The sequence below is a fragment of the Thermoleptolyngbya sichuanensis A183 genome, assembly GCF_013177315.1.
Taxonomy (GTDB): domain Bacteria; phylum Cyanobacteriota; class Cyanobacteriia; order Elainellales; family Elainellaceae; genus Thermoleptolyngbya; species Thermoleptolyngbya sichuanensis.
The window spans coordinates 4,930,350-4,945,893 of record NZ_CP053661.1; the positions used below are offsets into that span (position 1 = coordinate 4,930,350).

15 protein-coding genes are annotated in these 15,544 nt (G+C 56.3%); 5 read left to right on the plus strand and 10 right to left on the minus strand.

Going from position 1 to position 15,544, the window contains the following annotated elements; translation table 11 throughout:
* The first annotated feature begins 279 nt into the window (after positions 1-279).
* Positions 280-1,122: a glycosyltransferase family 4 protein gene (locus tag HPC62_RS20370; protein WP_172358269.1), complete on the plus strand. Its 843-nt coding sequence runs from the start codon at positions 280-282 to the stop codon at positions 1,120-1,122.
* Here HPC62_RS20370 and HPC62_RS20375 read toward each other — a convergent pair.
* Positions 1,119-2,891 (minus strand): ABC transporter ATP-binding protein, encoded by a 1,773-nt coding sequence (locus HPC62_RS20375; RefSeq protein WP_205371083.1) that lies wholly within the window; start codon positions 2,889-2,891, stop codon positions 1,119-1,121. The genes HPC62_RS20370 and HPC62_RS20375 overlap by 4 nt on opposite strands.
* Entirely contained in the window at positions 2,888-3,748 is an 861-nt protein-coding gene (locus tag HPC62_RS20380; protein ID WP_172358270.1) for a mechanosensitive ion channel family protein, read from the minus strand. Before HPC62_RS20380 ends, HPC62_RS20375 begins: the two co-directional genes overlap by 4 nt.
* A 235-nt stretch (positions 3,749-3,983) precedes the next feature.
* Here HPC62_RS20380 and secA point away from each other — a divergent pair, with 235 nt between their 5' ends.
* Positions 3,984-6,878: a preprotein translocase subunit SecA gene (secA, locus tag HPC62_RS20385; protein WP_172358271.1), complete on the plus strand. Its 2,895-nt coding sequence runs from the start codon at positions 3,984-3,986 to the stop codon at positions 6,876-6,878.
* A 145-nt stretch (positions 6,879-7,023) separates the two neighbouring features.
* Here secA and HPC62_RS20390 read toward each other — a convergent pair whose 3' ends face one another.
* The 4 genes from HPC62_RS20390 to HPC62_RS20405 all read right to left on the minus strand — a co-directional run bounded on the left by HPC62_RS20390 (position 7,024) and on the right by HPC62_RS20405 (position 8,982).
* Entirely contained in the window at positions 7,024-7,332 is a 309-nt protein-coding gene (locus tag HPC62_RS20390; protein WP_172359085.1) for a 2OG-Fe(II) oxygenase, read from the minus strand.
* A gap of 6 nt (positions 7,333-7,338) precedes the next feature.
* Positions 7,339-8,061, minus strand: coding sequence for a peroxiredoxin family protein (locus tag HPC62_RS20395; protein WP_267313418.1), 723 nt, complete (start codon positions 8,059-8,061; stop codon positions 7,339-7,341).
* A gap of 31 nt (positions 8,062-8,092) precedes the next feature.
* A complete protein-coding gene (locus tag HPC62_RS20400) occupies positions 8,093-8,239 on the minus strand; it encodes a hypothetical protein (RefSeq protein ID WP_172358273.1) in 147 nt (48 codons plus the stop codon).
* Between the two features lie 158 nt (positions 8,240-8,397).
* A complete protein-coding gene (locus HPC62_RS20405; protein ID WP_172358274.1) occupies positions 8,398-8,982 on the minus strand; it encodes a peroxiredoxin family protein in 585 nt (194 codons plus the stop codon).
* A gap of 77 nt (positions 8,983-9,059) precedes the next feature.
* Between HPC62_RS20405 and HPC62_RS20410 the strand changes: the two genes are divergently transcribed.
* Positions 9,060-10,148 carry a serine hydrolase domain-containing protein gene (locus HPC62_RS20410; protein WP_172358275.1) on the plus strand — a complete coding sequence of 363 codons (1,089 nt, stop codon included), beginning with the start codon at positions 9,060-9,062 and terminating at the stop codon, positions 10,146-10,148.
* A 26-nt stretch (positions 10,149-10,174) separates the two neighbouring features.
* On the opposite strand, the gene HPC62_RS20415 is transcribed toward HPC62_RS20410, so the two are convergent.
* The 3 genes from HPC62_RS20415 to HPC62_RS20425 all read right to left on the minus strand — a co-directional run bounded on the left by HPC62_RS20415 (position 10,175) and on the right by HPC62_RS20425 (position 12,661).
* Positions 10,175-10,924 carry an SIMPL domain-containing protein gene (locus tag HPC62_RS20415; RefSeq protein WP_172358276.1) on the minus strand — a complete coding sequence of 250 codons (750 nt, stop codon included), beginning with the start codon at positions 10,922-10,924 and terminating at the stop codon, positions 10,175-10,177.
* A gap of 671 nt (positions 10,925-11,595) precedes the next feature.
* Positions 11,596-11,994: a hypothetical protein gene (locus tag HPC62_RS20420; RefSeq protein ID WP_172358277.1), complete on the minus strand. Its 399-nt coding sequence runs from the start codon at positions 11,992-11,994 to the stop codon at positions 11,596-11,598.
* Positions 11,995-12,100: 106 nt separating this feature from the next.
* Positions 12,101-12,661 (minus strand): hypothetical protein, encoded by a 561-nt coding sequence (locus HPC62_RS20425; RefSeq protein WP_172358278.1) that lies wholly within the window; start codon positions 12,659-12,661, stop codon positions 12,101-12,103.
* 124 nt (positions 12,662-12,785) lie between these two features.
* Here HPC62_RS20425 and codB point away from each other — a divergent pair, with 124 nt between their 5' ends.
* On the plus strand, positions 12,786-14,075 hold the full coding sequence (gene codB / locus HPC62_RS20430) for a cytosine permease (RefSeq protein ID WP_172358279.1): 1,290 nt from the start codon (positions 12,786-12,788) through the stop codon (positions 14,073-14,075).
* 227 nt (positions 14,076-14,302) lie between these two features.
* Positions 14,303-14,473: a photosystem II assembly protein Psb34 gene (gene psb34, locus HPC62_RS20435; RefSeq protein ID WP_172358280.1), complete on the plus strand. Its 171-nt coding sequence runs from the start codon at positions 14,303-14,305 to the stop codon at positions 14,471-14,473.
* A 217-nt stretch (positions 14,474-14,690) separates the two neighbouring features.
* Here psb34 and HPC62_RS20440 read toward each other — a convergent pair whose 3' ends face one another.
* A complete protein-coding gene (locus HPC62_RS20440) occupies positions 14,691-15,353 on the minus strand; it encodes a dienelactone hydrolase family protein (RefSeq protein ID WP_172358281.1) in 663 nt (220 codons plus the stop codon).
* Positions 15,354-15,544 lie beyond the last annotated feature (191 nt).

Consider the following 15,544-nt stretch of genomic DNA (forward strand, 5'->3'; position numbering starts at 1 on the left):
TTGAACTTGCTCCAAGAGGAACATGGAAACGCTCCGTCTCAGCATCTTTGGGGCTATGACTCGTTGACTCGTCATGATATTGGAGTTGATATTCTCCCCTTTCAAGGGAGTGCCTTTCTCAAAAAAATCAGTGGCAAGCTGAAGATTTTTGGAGATTTGGATCAGCAGCTTAGATTGTTGGCAAACTGTCGTCGCTATGATGTAATCTATTCGGCGCATTATTTAACCACAACACTTCTTTCTTTTCTGAGCATTCTGGGGCTTCTGAAAAAGCCAATTGTGGCGATTGGATATCAGGCTCCTCGCACAAAAGCGTTTCATTGGAAGCTGTTTGTGAAAACGTTTATTGAAGGCAATAACAAGATTCTGTGTTTGAGTGAATCTTTGCTGAGGGATCTGGAAGATTTTGGAGTTCCCAGGCAGAAGCTAGATTTGATTGAGTGGGGTGCAGATTTGAGATTTTATCAGCCTGTCAATCTAAGTGAATCAACGGCTGAACAAGCTGCCAGGGAGAGGTTTATTCTCAGCCCTGGAAAGTCTTATCGAGACTATCCAACCCTGGTCAAAGCGTTTGAAAACTTGGACTGTGGCTTAACGATTTGTGGGGCTGGTCAGCTTGATCTCAAGCATCTAAAGCAGCGAGCGGTCGGCAGTGCCGAGGCGCATTTGCCCAGTAATGTATCCATCCTGCAAGACATGATTGACTGGCGAGATTTTATTCGTCTCTATCAGCAGGCGTATGCGGTGGCGATTCCTGTTGTGGAGGAAAAAGCCAGGTTCAAAAATGCGATTGGTCTGACGGTGCTGACGGAGGCGATGGCAATGGGGAAGGCGATCGCCATGACGCGCAGCGACTATGTGGGTGTGGATCTGGAGCGAGAAGGAATTGGGCTGTGGGTCGAGGAAGGCGATGTGGATGGCTGGCAAAGGGCGATCGCCTATCTGTTGGATAATCCCAAAGAAACCCGCGAAATGGGTCGCCGCGCCCGCCTTTTGGCCGAGCAGCGCTTCAACCTGGAGCAGTTCTCCAAGAAACTGGCTGATTCGCTCTGGCAGGCCTACAATGCCCAGCAACCTGCCCGCCCGACAATTTCCGTTCGCCAGCGGGCCCTGCTGCGCTAACTTGCGCCCAGTTGGATCGCATACAGGTTTGCGTAAATTCCTTTTTGGGCAATTAGCTCAGCGTGGGTTCCCCGTTCCGCGATCTGCCCCTGCTGAACCACGAGAACCTGATCGGCTTGGGTCACGGTGCTGAGGCGATGGGCAATCACAAAGCTGGTGCGGTTCTGGAGCAACCGGGCGATCGCCTCTTGCACCAATGCTTCAGTGCGCGTGTCAATACTGCTGGTCGCCTCGTCCAGGATCAAAATTTTTGGATTAATCAGCACCGCCCGCGCAATACTAACCAACTGCCGCTGTCCCTGGCTCAGCGGTGCGCCCCGCTCCCCCAGCAGCGTGCTATATCCCTGCGGCAGCGAGGTGATAAATTCATGCACATTTGCAGTCTGGGCAGCCGCCTCAATCTCTGCCTGACTGGTATTGGGCGCACCAAAGGCAATATTCTCCGCCACCGTACCGCTAAAAAGTAAGTTATCTTGCAGCACAATCCCAATCTGGCGGCGCAGGCTGCTTTGGGTAACGCGGCGCACGTCGATGCCGTCGATTTTCACTGCGCCCTCCGTCACATCATAAAACCGCAGGATCAGGTTAATGATCGTGCTTTTGCCTGCGCCCGTCGGCCCTACCAGCGCCACCATCTGTCCTGGTTCTGCCACCAAGCTCACCTCTTGCAGCACGCGCTGATTTTCCGTATAGCCAAAAGACACCGACTCGAACCGCACCTCTCCGCGAATCGGCGGCATCTCAGTCGCATTGGGTGCATCCTGCAACGTCACAGGCTCATCCAGCAGCAAAAAGATTCGGTCTAATCCCGCCAGTCCAGACTGCGCCTGCGTATAAAACTGGCTGAGAATTTGAATGGGGCGAAAGAACTGCTGCACATACAGCAGAAACGCCGTCACCACGCCCACAGACATCGCCCCCGTCACTGCCAGATAGCCACCATAGGCCATCACACCCGCCGTCGCCAGCGTGTTCAGAAAATCAATCGACGGCAAAAAGGCAGAGGTCACGGCCACAGCCTGCACATTGGCCCGGCGATTGGCCTCGTTCAGGCTATCAAATTCCTGAATATTCAGTTGCGTCCGGTTAAACGCCTGCGCCTCGCGCACGCTGCTAATGTCCTCCTCCAGCTTGGCCGACAGTTCGCCAATGGTCTCCCGCGCCACGCGAAACCGCCGCCGTGCCCAGCGCGAAAAGAACCCGGTCGTGAAAATCATCACGGGCACCACCAGATTGCTCAGCAGCCCCAGTTGCAGGTTCATTGACAGCATGGCGATGATGATGCCGACCAGGCTAAACGCCTGCCCCAGCATTTGCGGCACCGTCAGCCCAAAGGCCTGATTCACCGTGTTCACATCATTCAGCAGGCGGCTCATTAGGTCGCCCGCCTCGCTGCGGTCAAAAAAGCTGACCGGAAGACTCTGCACCTTGGTAAACAAGTCCTGCCGCAGTTGCCCCAGCACCCGCTGCATCATGTTGCCAATGCGCCAGATTTGTCCCCGAATCGCCACCACGCCCAGCACGTAAATCACCACCAGCAGCACCAGCAGCCGCGCCAGCCCCGGCCAGTTGCCCTGCAAGATGAGGTGGTCGATTGCCCAGCCAATCAACAGGGGGCCAATGGACTGCGTGGTTGCGCCGAGCATCACCAGCAGGAGCGCGATGGGAATTTCCTGACGATAGGGCGCGAAATATTGCAGAAATCGCCGCAGGGTCGAGAGCTTGGGCTTTTGCTCCGCAGCGACAATGGGGGACGGGCCTCTGATCATAAGGCTTCAGCCTTGGGTGCGGGGTAGAGATGCACATCGCGCTGGGGAAAGGGAATGGTAATCCCGGCGGCATCCAGCTTTTTCTTAATGTTTTCGTAGGCGGCAAAATAGACGGGCCAGTAGTGTTCGGTGTGGGTCCAGGGGCGCACGGCAAAGTCTACGCTGCTTTCCGCCAGTTCCAAAACGCCAATCATCGGCGGCGGATCGCTGAGAATTCGTTCATCTTGGGCTAGCGCTTCGGCGATCGCCCGCTTCACCCGGTCAATGTCTTCGTGGTAGGCAACGCCCACCACCAGATCCACCCGCAGAATGCCCTTTGTGGAATAGTTAATGATATTGCCGCCGGTAAGGCTGTTATTGGGAATGACGACCGTCTTGTTATCCAACCGCCGCAGCACCGTTGTAAAAAGCTGAATATCTTCCACAAAGCCCGATTCGCCGCCGCCCTCGATCCAGTCGCCAACACGAAACGGATGAAAAAAGACAATCAGCAGCCCTGCTGCAAAGTTGGACAGCGACCCTTGCAGCGCCAGCCCAATTGCCAGACCCGCCGCCCCCAGCACCGCCACCAGCGACGTGGTTTGGATGCCCAGTTGCCCCAGCGCCGCCAAAATCACAAAGGCCGTCAGTCCGTATTCAGCCAGATTGCCGGTAAATGCAACGAGGTTAGGGTCAATCGTGGTCGGGGTCATCAGTCGCTTGATCAGGCGGCGGAGTTGCTTGGCCAGCCAGCGACCCACGACTAGAATAATCGCTGCGCCCAGCAGTCGCAGCCCAAAGTCTACGCCCAGAGATTGCAGTTGCAGCAACAGGGCATTCCAGGCATCGAGGTTAAACAGATCAAAATCAAAGGTCATGAGCAGGAGATCGTCAGTATGGCGTATGAGGTGAGGGAAGTTAACCTTGGAACGGGTGTCCGCATTCTATAACCTAATCCCGAACCACCGCACTGCCCCCCAGATACCGAGTCTAGATCTCTAGACCCCGCACGGCAGGGGGCAGTCGTCCAAACATCTCGCTCATTCCCTAGTTCGCTACAATGAACGTTAGGCCTTAGAACCCTAAGTTTCTTCACTATCGCCCATTGACACCATGCTGAAAGCCCTGCTGGGAGACCCCAACGCCCGTAAGCTCAAGAAATATCAGCCTGATCTAGCAGAAATTAAGCTGCTAGAGCCAGAAATGGAGGCGCTGTCGGATGATGAGCTGCGGGGCAAGACGGCGGAGTTTAAGCAGCGAATTGAAAAAGGAGAAAGCCTGGACGACCTGCTGCCAGAGGCGTTTGCAGTGGTGCGGGAAGCGGGCAAGCGGGTGCTGGGAATGCGCCACTTTGACGTGCAGCTCCTCGGCGGCATGGTGCTGCATGATGGACAGATTGCCGAGATGAAGACGGGCGAAGGAAAGACCCTCGTGGCTACCTCGCCTGCCTATCTCAACGCGCTGTCGGGCAAGGGCGTGCATGTGATTACGGTAAACGACTACCTAGCCCGCCGGGACGCGGAGTGGATGGGGCAGGTGCATCGCTTCTTGGGGCTGTCAGTCGGGCTGATCCAGTCGGGGATGAACCCGATCGAGCGCAAGCGCAACTACGACTGCGACATTACCTACGGCACCAACAGCGAACTGGGGTTTGACTATTTGCGCGACAACATGGCCACGTCGATGCAGGAGGTGGTGCAGCGCCCGTTTAACTTCTGCATCATCGACGAAGTGGATTCGGTGCTGATTGACGAAGCGCGGACACCGCTGATTATTTCGGGGCAAGTGGATCGCCCCAACGAGAAATATACCCGCGCGTCGGAGGTGGCGCGGGAGCTGTGGCAAGTTCGTCAGGGCGTGAAGCGGCAAATCGAGAAAGTGGAGGAGGCGATCGCCGCTGCTCTGCAAGAAGGCAACAAAGCCGAAGCCAACCAGCTTAACCGCGAACTCGATCGGCTCAAGGAAGAACTCGATCGCTATTACGAAGTAGACGAAAAGCAGCGCAACGTGCTGCTGAGCGACGAGGGCTTTGAGGTGGTAGAACAGCGCCTCGGCGTGAAGGACTTGTTCGACCCCAAAGATCCCTGGGCGCACTTTATCTTTGGGGCGCTGAAGTCCTACGAACTCTTTATTCGCGACGTGAACTACATCGTTCGCAATGGTGAAATTGTGATTGTGGACGAATTTACCGGACGGGTGATGCCGGGCCGCCGCTGGAGCGATGGCTTGCACCAAGCGATCGAAGCCAAGGAGGGTGTGGAAATTCAGCCAGAAACCCAAACCCTGGCAACGATTACCTACCAGAACTTCTTCTTGCTCTACCCCAAGCTGGCAGGCATGACGGGCACGGCAAAGACCGAAGAGGCCGAGTTTGAGAAAATCTACAAGCTAGAAGTGACAGTCGTGCCCACCAATCGCCCCACGGGTCGGGTTGACCTGTCGGACGTGGTGTACAAAAACGAAAACGCCAAATGGCGAGCCGTGGCGCAGGAATGCGCCGAGATGCACCAGATGGGTCGCCCGGTGCTAGTGGGGACGACCAGCGTGGAAAAATCGGAGCTACTGTCGAGCTATCTGTCGCAGCTAAGTGTGCCCCACAACCTGCTGAATGCGAAACCCGAAAACGTAGAGCGCGAGTCGGAAATTATCGCCCAGGCCGGTCGCAAAGGCACGGTGACGATCGCCACTAACATGGCAGGACGCGGTACGGACATCATTCTGGGGGGCAATGCCGACTATATGGCACGGCTCAAGGTGCGGGAATACCTGATGCCGCGCATTGTGCAGCCAGAAGATGAGGCCGCCTTTGCCATCAGTGGAGCCGGGGCAGGCGGCGGTCGATCGGGTGGACAGGGCTTTGCCCCTGGCAAAAAGCAGAAAACCTGGAAGGTGGCGGCGGATCTGTTCCCGGTGCCGATTTCCAAGGAAGCTGAGCGGCTGCTTAAAGAAGCGGTGGACTTTGCAGTGCAGCAGTATGGCGAGCGATCGCTCTCTGAGCTAGAGGCCGAAGACAAGCTAGCGACTGCATCGGAAAAAGCGCCCAGCAGCGATCCGGTCATCCTGAAACTGCGCGAAGCCTATAACCTGGTGAAGCGCGAGTACGAAGCCCACACGTCTGCCGAGCATGACGAGGTGGTGAAGCTCGGCGGGCTGCACGTCATTGGCACAGAGCGCCACGAGTCGCGCCGGATTGACAACCAGCTTCGTGGCCGTGCGGGTCGGCAGGGCGACCCCGGTTCCACCAAGTTTTTCCTCAGCCTGGAAGACAACCTGCTGCGGATCTTTGGCGGAGAGCGCGTCGCAGGTCTAATGAATATGTTCCGCGTGGAAGAGGACATGCCCATCGAGTCGGGCATGTTGACGCGATCGCTCGAAGGCGCACAGAAGAAAGTCGAAACCTACTACTACGACATCCGCAAGCAGGTTTTTGAATATGACGAGGTGATGAACAATCAGCGCCGCGCCATCTACGCCGAGCGCCGCCGCGTGCTAGAAGGGCAAGACCTGAAGGAGCAGGTGATTAAGTATGCCGAACTGACGATGGACGACATCGTGGATGCCTACATCAACCCCGAACTGCCGCCGGAAGAATGGGAGCTAGATAAGGTCGTGGCCAAAGTCAAAGAGTTCGTCTACCTATTGGCGGACTTGGAGCCGAGCCAGCTTGAAGACCTCTCTGCGGGGGAAATCAAGACCTTCCTGCACGAACAGGCTCGCATCGCCTACGACATTAAAGAAGGCCAGGTCGATGCCGCCTCTCCAGGGCTGATGCGCCAGGCCGAGCGCTTCTTCATCCTCCAGCAGATCGACACGCTCTGGCGCGAACACCTGCAACAGATGGAAGCCCTGCGCGAAGCCATCGGCCTGCGCGGCTATGGTCAAAAAGACCCGCTGATCGAATACAAGAGCGAAGGCTACGAGCTATTCCTAAATATGATGACCGACATCCGCCGGAACGTGGTCTACTCGCTGTTCCAGTTCCAGCCGCAGCCGCAGCCCGTGGCTTAGGTCACTGTCAATGCCGCAATCTGGGCGGTAGCAACTCTGCGGAAGAACGCTATGAATTTATGAAACCTCAAAGACTCTGTGAAAAAGCGCAGGGGCTTTGGGTTTTATGTTTACTGATATCCATCTACTCAGATGTGTGTAGACGCTAGCGTTTTTTTCGCGGATTAGCCGCCCCAAACCCACTTGGCTTGTCAGCGGTGGGTGCTGCTGGGGAGGGGGCAACAGCGGGCGATCGCAAAACGACATGCTGCTTGTTGGCTTCCCGCAGCTTGGCATCGTGCTGGTTGTAGAAAAATGCCAGCAGCGTAAATCGTCGTCCCTGCGTCACGGGCGTTGCTTCATGCAGCAGCAAGCAGGAAAAGATGACTGCTTCGCCGGGGGCCGGGCGATAAAGCTGAGAGCCATATTCTGGAAACCTGAGATATCCCCCTTCATAGCCCTCGTTAAGATTTATTTAACGTCATGGCAAAGCGACGATGCAAAGAACCGACATTTGTATTGTCGCGGTTGTATTGTCGCGGTGCGGCTTGAAAAAACCTTGCGTTTGGTCATCGTAGCAGCCCACCAGATAGCGCTCGAAATTGGTCACACGGTAATAGAATGCCTTCTCAATTTCTGGGACAATCCGCCGCCAGATGCGCTGATTAATTTGCCCAATCAGGCTAGGGCCAGTAATTCGCAGATCCCGCCGTCGCTTGATGGACGGGTTCAGCACTTCCACCGTCTGATCGCCAATCTGCTGCATAAAGCCAGAATCGACGCTGCCCTCTGACTCGTAGCGATCCATCAGCAATTGACAAAACGCTGGCTCTAGGACGCGAGGAACCAGCAGCACCAGAGCCTGTCCCGTCACCAGAGTTGGCGGCGAGAGCGGCGGCAATTGCGACAACTGCTCCATCACTCTTGCTGCATGACTCCCCTGGCGATCGAGCGGGATAATAGCAACAATCCGCAAGTTCTCATCCAGTACAAAGGTCGTGGGATCGTAGACAATGCTGCCGTTGCTATCAATCTGGCGCACGCCGTAGAGAGTGCTGAGTTGTCCGTCAAAATCCCACAGAAGATTAAGATGGGGCGATCGCCCAACCAGTTCACCCAGAGCCTGGTCTTGTGGATCAATGCTCACCCCCAAAACCGATACCCCCAGCGCCTGCAACTGGGCTTGTAGGGACACAAATTCCATTAGCGCTGCCGAAGTCTCTGGGCTACTGGCGCTACCCAAGAAAAACAGCACCGTAGAAAAACAGCACCGTGCGATCGCCATTCAGATAATCGCCGTAGTGCTGCGGATGGGCAGTTGAAGGGAGGGCGGCCCAAAGAGCCGAGTCGCCAATCGAGAGCGGAACTGCGGGAGTGGACATGTGGCAAGGGTTTTAAGGGTCACGAGGGAGGTAGATTAATTCTGGATTCTAGATTTTAGATTGGCGATTTTAGTTAGATTGGCGATTTTAGATTGCTAGTCCAAGCATCTGAAAAGCTTCTAGCAAGTTCATCTAGAGCGCTGTCTGCCAAAAGTCGTCTAGGATTCCGGCTCCTTCAGCCGCTCCAGCGCCACCAGCAGTCGCTCGACGCTGGCGTTTGGCTCCAAAAACGAGAACAGGTGACGGAAGCGGATTTTTCCGGCGGGGTCAACCCAAAACTGAGCGGGGAGTGGTGCGCCTAATGCCTGCCCGGTTTGGTAGCGGCGAAACACGCGACATTCAGGATCGCTCAGCAGCGGCATTTTTAGCCCCAAGTCTTGCAGCACGATTTTGCTCTGTCGCTCGTCCGTGCTGGTGATCATCAGCACCTCTGCGCCGCGCTGGGTGAACGCCTCGTACTTCTCGTTCATCTCCAGAATATGCGGATAGCAGAGCGGGCAATACTGCCTTTCCGTAAAAATCCGTGTGAAATAGAGCAGCACCGGGCGGTTCCACGCCTGTTCATTGAGCTTGCGGTTGCCCGTATAGTCCGACAGGCGCACCTTGCGATCGCTCTTCACATCCAGCAGCTCAAACGGCGGCGCGAGGCTACCCGTGACAAACTGATTGGTAGCGGGAATGGGGAAGAAGTTTTTGTAGAAGCGATCGCCCAGCAGTCCGCGAAAGTCGGTAGAAGTTAGCATTGCAGAGGTTGGGAGGTTCAAGGGAGGTTCAAGGGAGGTTCAAGGGGGGCAGGCACAGTGAGGACGGGGGGTATGGAATGACCCATCAAAACCTTGAAGCACGGGTCAGAGCAACGGTCGAGAGGGAACTGCAAGAGGCAGAGACACCGGGAGCGGCGATCGCCCTCCTCCGCAACGGCGAAATCCTTCTGGCAACGGGCGTAGGCTATGCCGACCTCCAGCAGCAAATTCCCCTGCCCAGCGATGCCCGCTTCTATATTTACAGTATTACTAAACCGCTGCTGGCGACGGTGGCAATGAATCTGGTGCAGGCGGGGCGGCTGGATCTGGACACATCGCTAGCGCCGCAGTTCGCCCAAATCCCCTACACCGTTGAATCTCCCGTGACCTTGCGGCAACTGCTGAGCCACACAGGCGGCATCCCTGGCTATGGCGATGGCAGCGCCTATGTGCAAGATTTGCAGGCGCATCCCCAGCAGGCCTGGACGACGGAGACGTTTCTCCGGGTAGCGCAAGACCAGGGACAGCTTTTTTCACCTGGCGCAGGCTGGGCCTATTCCAATATTGGCTACATGCTGCTGCGGCTGATCTTGACCCAGGAAACAGGGCTTTCAATGCCGCAATACCTGCACGAGTGGATTTTTCGCCCGCTAGGGCTGCGACACACCTTCGTTCCCGAAACGCTGGAACAAGCGCATGGATTAACCCCCGGCTACAGCCAGTTCTTGACTGGGGACGACACTGGAGACGAATTGCAAAACGTCGCGCTGCTCTATCATCCCGGCTGGGTGTCGCATGGGGTCGTGATCTCCACCGCTGCCGAGCTGGGCAAAATCATGGACGCGCTGTTTGCAGGCAGGCTGCTGGAGCCAGAGCGCGTTTGCGAAATGCTAGAGCCGATCCAGGTGTTCGATTTCGAGCATCCCCAGATCGGCAAAATTGGCTATGGCTTAGGGCTGTGTCTGGGGTTGGAGTCGCCCTACGGCAAGGTCGCAGGGCACAATGGCGCAGGGCCTGGCTACGTCACGGGCGCGTTTTACCTGTCGAATGTGCAGGGGCAGCCAACGACGGTAGTGGCACTGGCCAACCGCGATCGCCATGACCTCGACCTGGGGACGCGCATCGTTTTTGCTATCCTCCGGGCGCTGGCAGATGCCCCTGATTAGCCCAACCCCTGGATTCACACGCCGACCTACTCAATCCCAAAGGTCACCGAAACCACGGCTGTAATGTCCTTCTCAATTGAGGACGTGTCATACATGCCGTAGTCGCTGACCTCGGTGGAGTTGCGCGAGGTGATTTGAAACACGCCCGTTTCGGCACTGCGGACTGCGCCAACGCGGTTGCCTGCGCTCTGGGCGATCGCCTCTGCTCGGGCCTTGGCATCCTTGGTCGCCTCGGCCACCATCTCAATCCGCAGCTTGCTCAGCTCGGTATAAAGATACTGCGGCGACTCCGACACCAGATTAATCCCCTCGTTGATCAAATCGGTCGATTGCTGCGACAGCGTGGTGTATTGATCGACCTCCGTCGAGCGCACCTCAAACCGCTGCGTCAGCCGATAGGCCAGGGTTTGCCCAGTCTCGCGTCCGTTGGGTGCAACCTCCGGAATCGAGTAAGATTCAATCGCGCTGAGGGTGACTGCTTCGGCAGGCACCTGGTTTTCGCGCAGATAAGCCTGCACTCGCTCAGTCTGTCGCTTCAAATCCTGATAGGCAGCCTGAGCCGTTGGCTGCTGGCTGGATACGGACAGTCGCCAGATGATGTAGTCGGAGCGGATAGGCCGCTTGGCAGACCCCGTCACCACCATCACATCATTGCTGGATTTCACGTCGCGCAGGGCCGTTGCGCCGATAAACGTGCTGCCCACCAGGGCCAGCGAGAGGGCCACTAAACCTGCGAAAAGCTGGGGATAGCGTTCCGATGACGCTGAATTTTGCATGGTCATTTCTCCTCTCCACCAGGGAGAATAAAGACCCTTTGCGCGTTCGTCCGATGCGGAGAATTGCTTTACAACGCTGACGCGAGGGGCTAGCAGGAGCGATAAACACTGGCTTCACCAGAGCTTTGGTGGCTCCGGGTGGCACAAACTATTCATCGATTCCTGCCGCCTCCACGAGGCTCTGAGGACTGGACTCGGCTCAGGCTCGATTCCAGTTTCAAAAATCCAGGACTGACGCGCTTGCAATAAGCTTTCTGGATTTTGGACAATTTCTCGTGGGCTGCGCCCGCGAGAAATTGTCCAACTGCGTAAGTCCGAGAATCGTTGCGTGGCTCTGTCACCGAGCAGCGGCGCGGCGTTTGGGTCAAGTTTTTATAAAAACAATTGGGTTCGTCAGTCGAGCCTGCCAGAACAGCGTTCACTCCACTCTGGCAGGGTATGATGCGATCCCTGACTGACGCGGCCAGTTTGGCAGCCAACAACCGAGCAACCGAGCAGGAGAGCGGCCACACTTGGCTACTCACTAGACCAGTCTTTCCAGTACCTTATTCACGAAAGCGGTTTCGTCAGTGTGGTTAACTACAGCAGCATCTGGGGCAATTCCCGATGCGATCGCCCCCTTTGCCAACTCTAAAATCCAAGCTCCAGCAGATCTCCCTGCCCTAGCCCCCTTAACCGCCTTTCATCCGTTGCTCCAACTCTTCCAGCGTGTTGATCAGCAGGCGCTTAGCTTGCAGCGACCAGCCCCACTTTTGAACGGCGATCGCCCCCGCCCCGCCAACAATCGTCGCCAAAAAATCGACAGGCTGCATAAACGAAATGCCCAACAGCAGGCCCAGCCCTGCAATGCCCCACAGCGGCAGCGCCACGGCCTGACGCTGAGTTTCCACAAGCTTGGCAAGGCCGCCCGTAGGCATTTCTGCCAGCAAGGTTTCCTTAATCTGCTGCTGCTCAGCCCGCGACACCGACAGGGCAATCTTCTGCCGCAGCTTTTCCATCTTGCGGGCATCGGTGCTGTATTGCGTCAGTTCATCTTCTGCCATCAGCAGCAGGCGTTCAAGCTGTCCCATCGTTGGTTGCGCCTCTGGTGTGAGTCACGGTTGCGTCAGTGATTACTCCTTAACAATACGACACATTACGACCCATGCTGGCACTCATTGCCCCAGGTGCTTTCCGCTATTCTTCGTCCCACAGCCGCTCTAGCTGATAGCGCCACGCGCCCAGCGTTTGGTCACGCTCGGCAGCCCCCGCCTCCAGGCTGCCCATCATGCCCTCAGCATAGAAGCGTTCTAGGGTTTGCAGCGTGGTCTCCATCGACTGCCCTTGCTGCTTGGCAGCGCGAATGATCTGGCGAATTTGGGCTTCGGCCAAACGGTCGAAGCTGGGGGTTAGCCCGCGCTCTTGCAGAGACACCAGACGGGCGATCGCCACTCGAAAATCTTCCACCGTCAGGCTGGCCAGGGCATGTTGATAGACCCCCCACAGCACGCCCTGATAGAGGGCATAGCGCACTTCCTGGGTTTCATCGAAATTTGCCTCCAGAAGTTGGGCAAGATAGGGGGCAGCCGCCTGCGCCGAATCAATCGAAACGAGCGATCGCAGCCAGCTCTGGTCTTCCGAAAGCAGCACCAGCAGGCGCAAGTTGCCGATCTCGACTTGCCAGGATTCTGGCTCGGCAGCCTGCACCGCAGGGCCAAACAGGGTCATCAAAAGCGTCGTGATGTCGCTAGGAATCATGAGTGCGATCGCCTTGGAAGTGAATTTGTAACCTACAATACCTCTCTTCCTGAACACAGAACCGAGAATACCGCCATAAAAGCTTTATAAATATAGAGTCTACGCGGGGAGGAATTGAAGTCGTATGAGTATTTCGTCAGATTCACAATACGTGGATCGCAGTCAGGCCGGGGAAGACTATCCGCTTTCGGCGGTGCCCTTCGAGGCCCGCAAGCCCATTTGGTCGCTGGCCCCGCTGCTAATGGGGTTTGCGCTCACCTCTACCACGCTGTTTGCCGGTGGGCTAGTTGGCTCAGCATTTCCCTTTTCCACCATGCTGGCTATTGTGCTAATTGGCAACCTACTTTTGGGAACCTACTGCGCTGCAATGGGCTACATCGCCCAGCGGAGCGGGCTGACGACCGTTCTCATGTCGCGCTTCAGCTTTGGCAATATCGGCTCTCGCTGGGTCGATTTTGTGCTGGGCTTTACGCAAATCGGCTGGTATGCCGTGACCAACGCCTTTATCGCCGATGCGCTCACGAAGCAGTTTGGACTGTCAGACGGAATGAAGGTCTTCCTGACAGTGTTCTTTACCTTCGCTTTTTGCGTCACTGCCTATATCGGCTATACGGCGATGGACTGGCTTAGCCGTATCGCTGTGCCCGCAATGCTGATCCTGATGGCGATTAGCCTGATTCGAGGATTTGGCGATGCAGGCGACCTGGCCAGCTTACAGCCCGCCCAGCAGATGGGGGTTGGGGTGGCGATCGCCACGGTGATGTCTACCTTTATCTCCGGCGGCACCCAATCCACCAACTGGAGCCGCTTTGCCGACACGCCCAAAAACGCCATCTGGAGTACCTTTCTGGCGTTTTTCTTTATCAACGGGCTGCTGGTGTTTACGGGAGCCTTTACCACCCTGGTCTATGGCAGCGAAGACCTGATCGCGGCGATGGCCAAGCAAGGCCTGCTGCTGGGTAGCCTGGTTCTGCTGATCCTCAACGTGTGGACGACCCAAGACAACACCATCTATGCCTTCTCGGTGGCGGGAACCAACTTTTTCCGCACTACCAAGCGCCATGCCTTTGTGCTGGGCGGGGCACTGTTTGCGCTGCTGCTGGCGCTGACGGGCATCTATGAAAACCTGATTACTTATCTGCTGCTGTTGGGCACGCTGATCCCGCCAATTGGGGGCATCATCATGACCGACTTTTGGCTGCGCCACCGGGGTCAGTTTCCCTCGCTGGATACTCCCCTGCCTGCGTTCAACTGGGCTGGCGTGATTTCGTATATTGCTGCTGCGCTCATTGCCTACTTTACGGGCACTGCGGGCATCGGCATTGGCCCGCTAAATGGGATTATTGCGGCGGCGATTCTCTACGCGGTGCTGACCAAGGTGATTCCTCAGCCCATCCGGGTGACGGAAATGTAGTTTTTTCCCAAAGTGGGAGACGTTTAGCAACGGGCGATCTCCCCCACCCCGTCCGTCCAACACTCTAGTCAAAGCGCCGCAGGGTATCTCTTGTGGCGCTTTTAGGTGTGGCGCTTTTAGGCTTATTAAACTCCATCCAATGTTTAAACTTCCCTAAAGGAATGCCGGGAGTATGGACATAACTAGTTGCTAAAATTAACAAATATCTAGGAAAAAGGATTGAGTGTATGCGCTACACCACAGAAGATGGCGGTCGCCTGAACAACTTTGCAGTTGAGCCGAAAATGTATACCGCTGAGCCACCCAGCAAAAAGCAGCAGACGATTTATCTCATTGCTGGCATCGGCGCACTGGTGCTGGTGGGCGGTCTCGTGGCGATCGCCGTCTCTGTGTCCTAGCCCGTCTTTTGGCACACCCTGAACCAATCAAACAGCCGAGCGCCCCAGGCTCAGCTCTGGAGGACTCGGCTTTTTAATGTGCTTTTTAATGTCAGGATCTACGCACTTACGATAAGTTTCCTGGGTTTTGGACGATTTCTCGCGGGCTGCGCCCGCGAGAAATCGTCCAACTGCGTAAGTCCTGAATGTGCTTTTCCAGGCGACCCCTTGCTCTCTGCTAGGCTGTCGCCAGTTCTCGCCGCAAAAAGCTCAGCGTCTTATCCCAGGCATCAGCGGCGGCATCGGGTTGATAGACCTCCGGGCGGGTGTCGTTGAAAAAGGCATGGTCGGCTCCAGTATAGGTGTGGGTTTCGATGGAGCCACCCGCCTGTTGAATGGCTGCCTCTAGCGATCGCACCGCCTCTGGAGTCACAAACCCGTCGTTTTCCCCAAAAATGCCCAGCACAGGCGCACGCAGCTTCGAGAAATCGGGCTGCACGTTGGGATGGATGCCGTAGAAATCGACCACTGCGCCCACGCGCTGGCTCAGGGTTGCCGCCAGCAGCGCCAACTGGCCGCCCATGCAAAAGCCCACCACGCCCAAGCGATCGCCCGTTACTGCCGGATGCTCCTGCAAATATTGGAGGGTTTCTTCGAGCTTACGAGCCGTTTGCTCAATGTTTAGCGCCATAAACAGCCGCCCCGCTTCATCGGGTGAGGTGGTCGTTTCGCCATCGTACAGATCGGGGGCGATCGCCACAAACCCCGCTTCGGCGAAGCGATCCGTCACCGTTTTGATATGGGGAACCAATCCCCACCACTCTTGCAGCACCACTACCCCCGGTCCAGAGCCGCCCGACGGCAGTGCCAAATATCCTCGATTTGCAATTTCTGTTCCCATGACCTGTGCCAGCTAAAAATCAAGTCGCCATTCAAGAAACCTCACCCAGTAAAGCCTCGAAATGTCCTGCCCCGCAAGAGTTCGCGCGAACAGTTAGCTGAAAATCAATCCCTAAGCCGCCCTGCAAAAGGTTAAAATATTTAGTAATTTGGTGTATGCTGCATTGCACAAGGCGTGCGGGCTGCATTTAT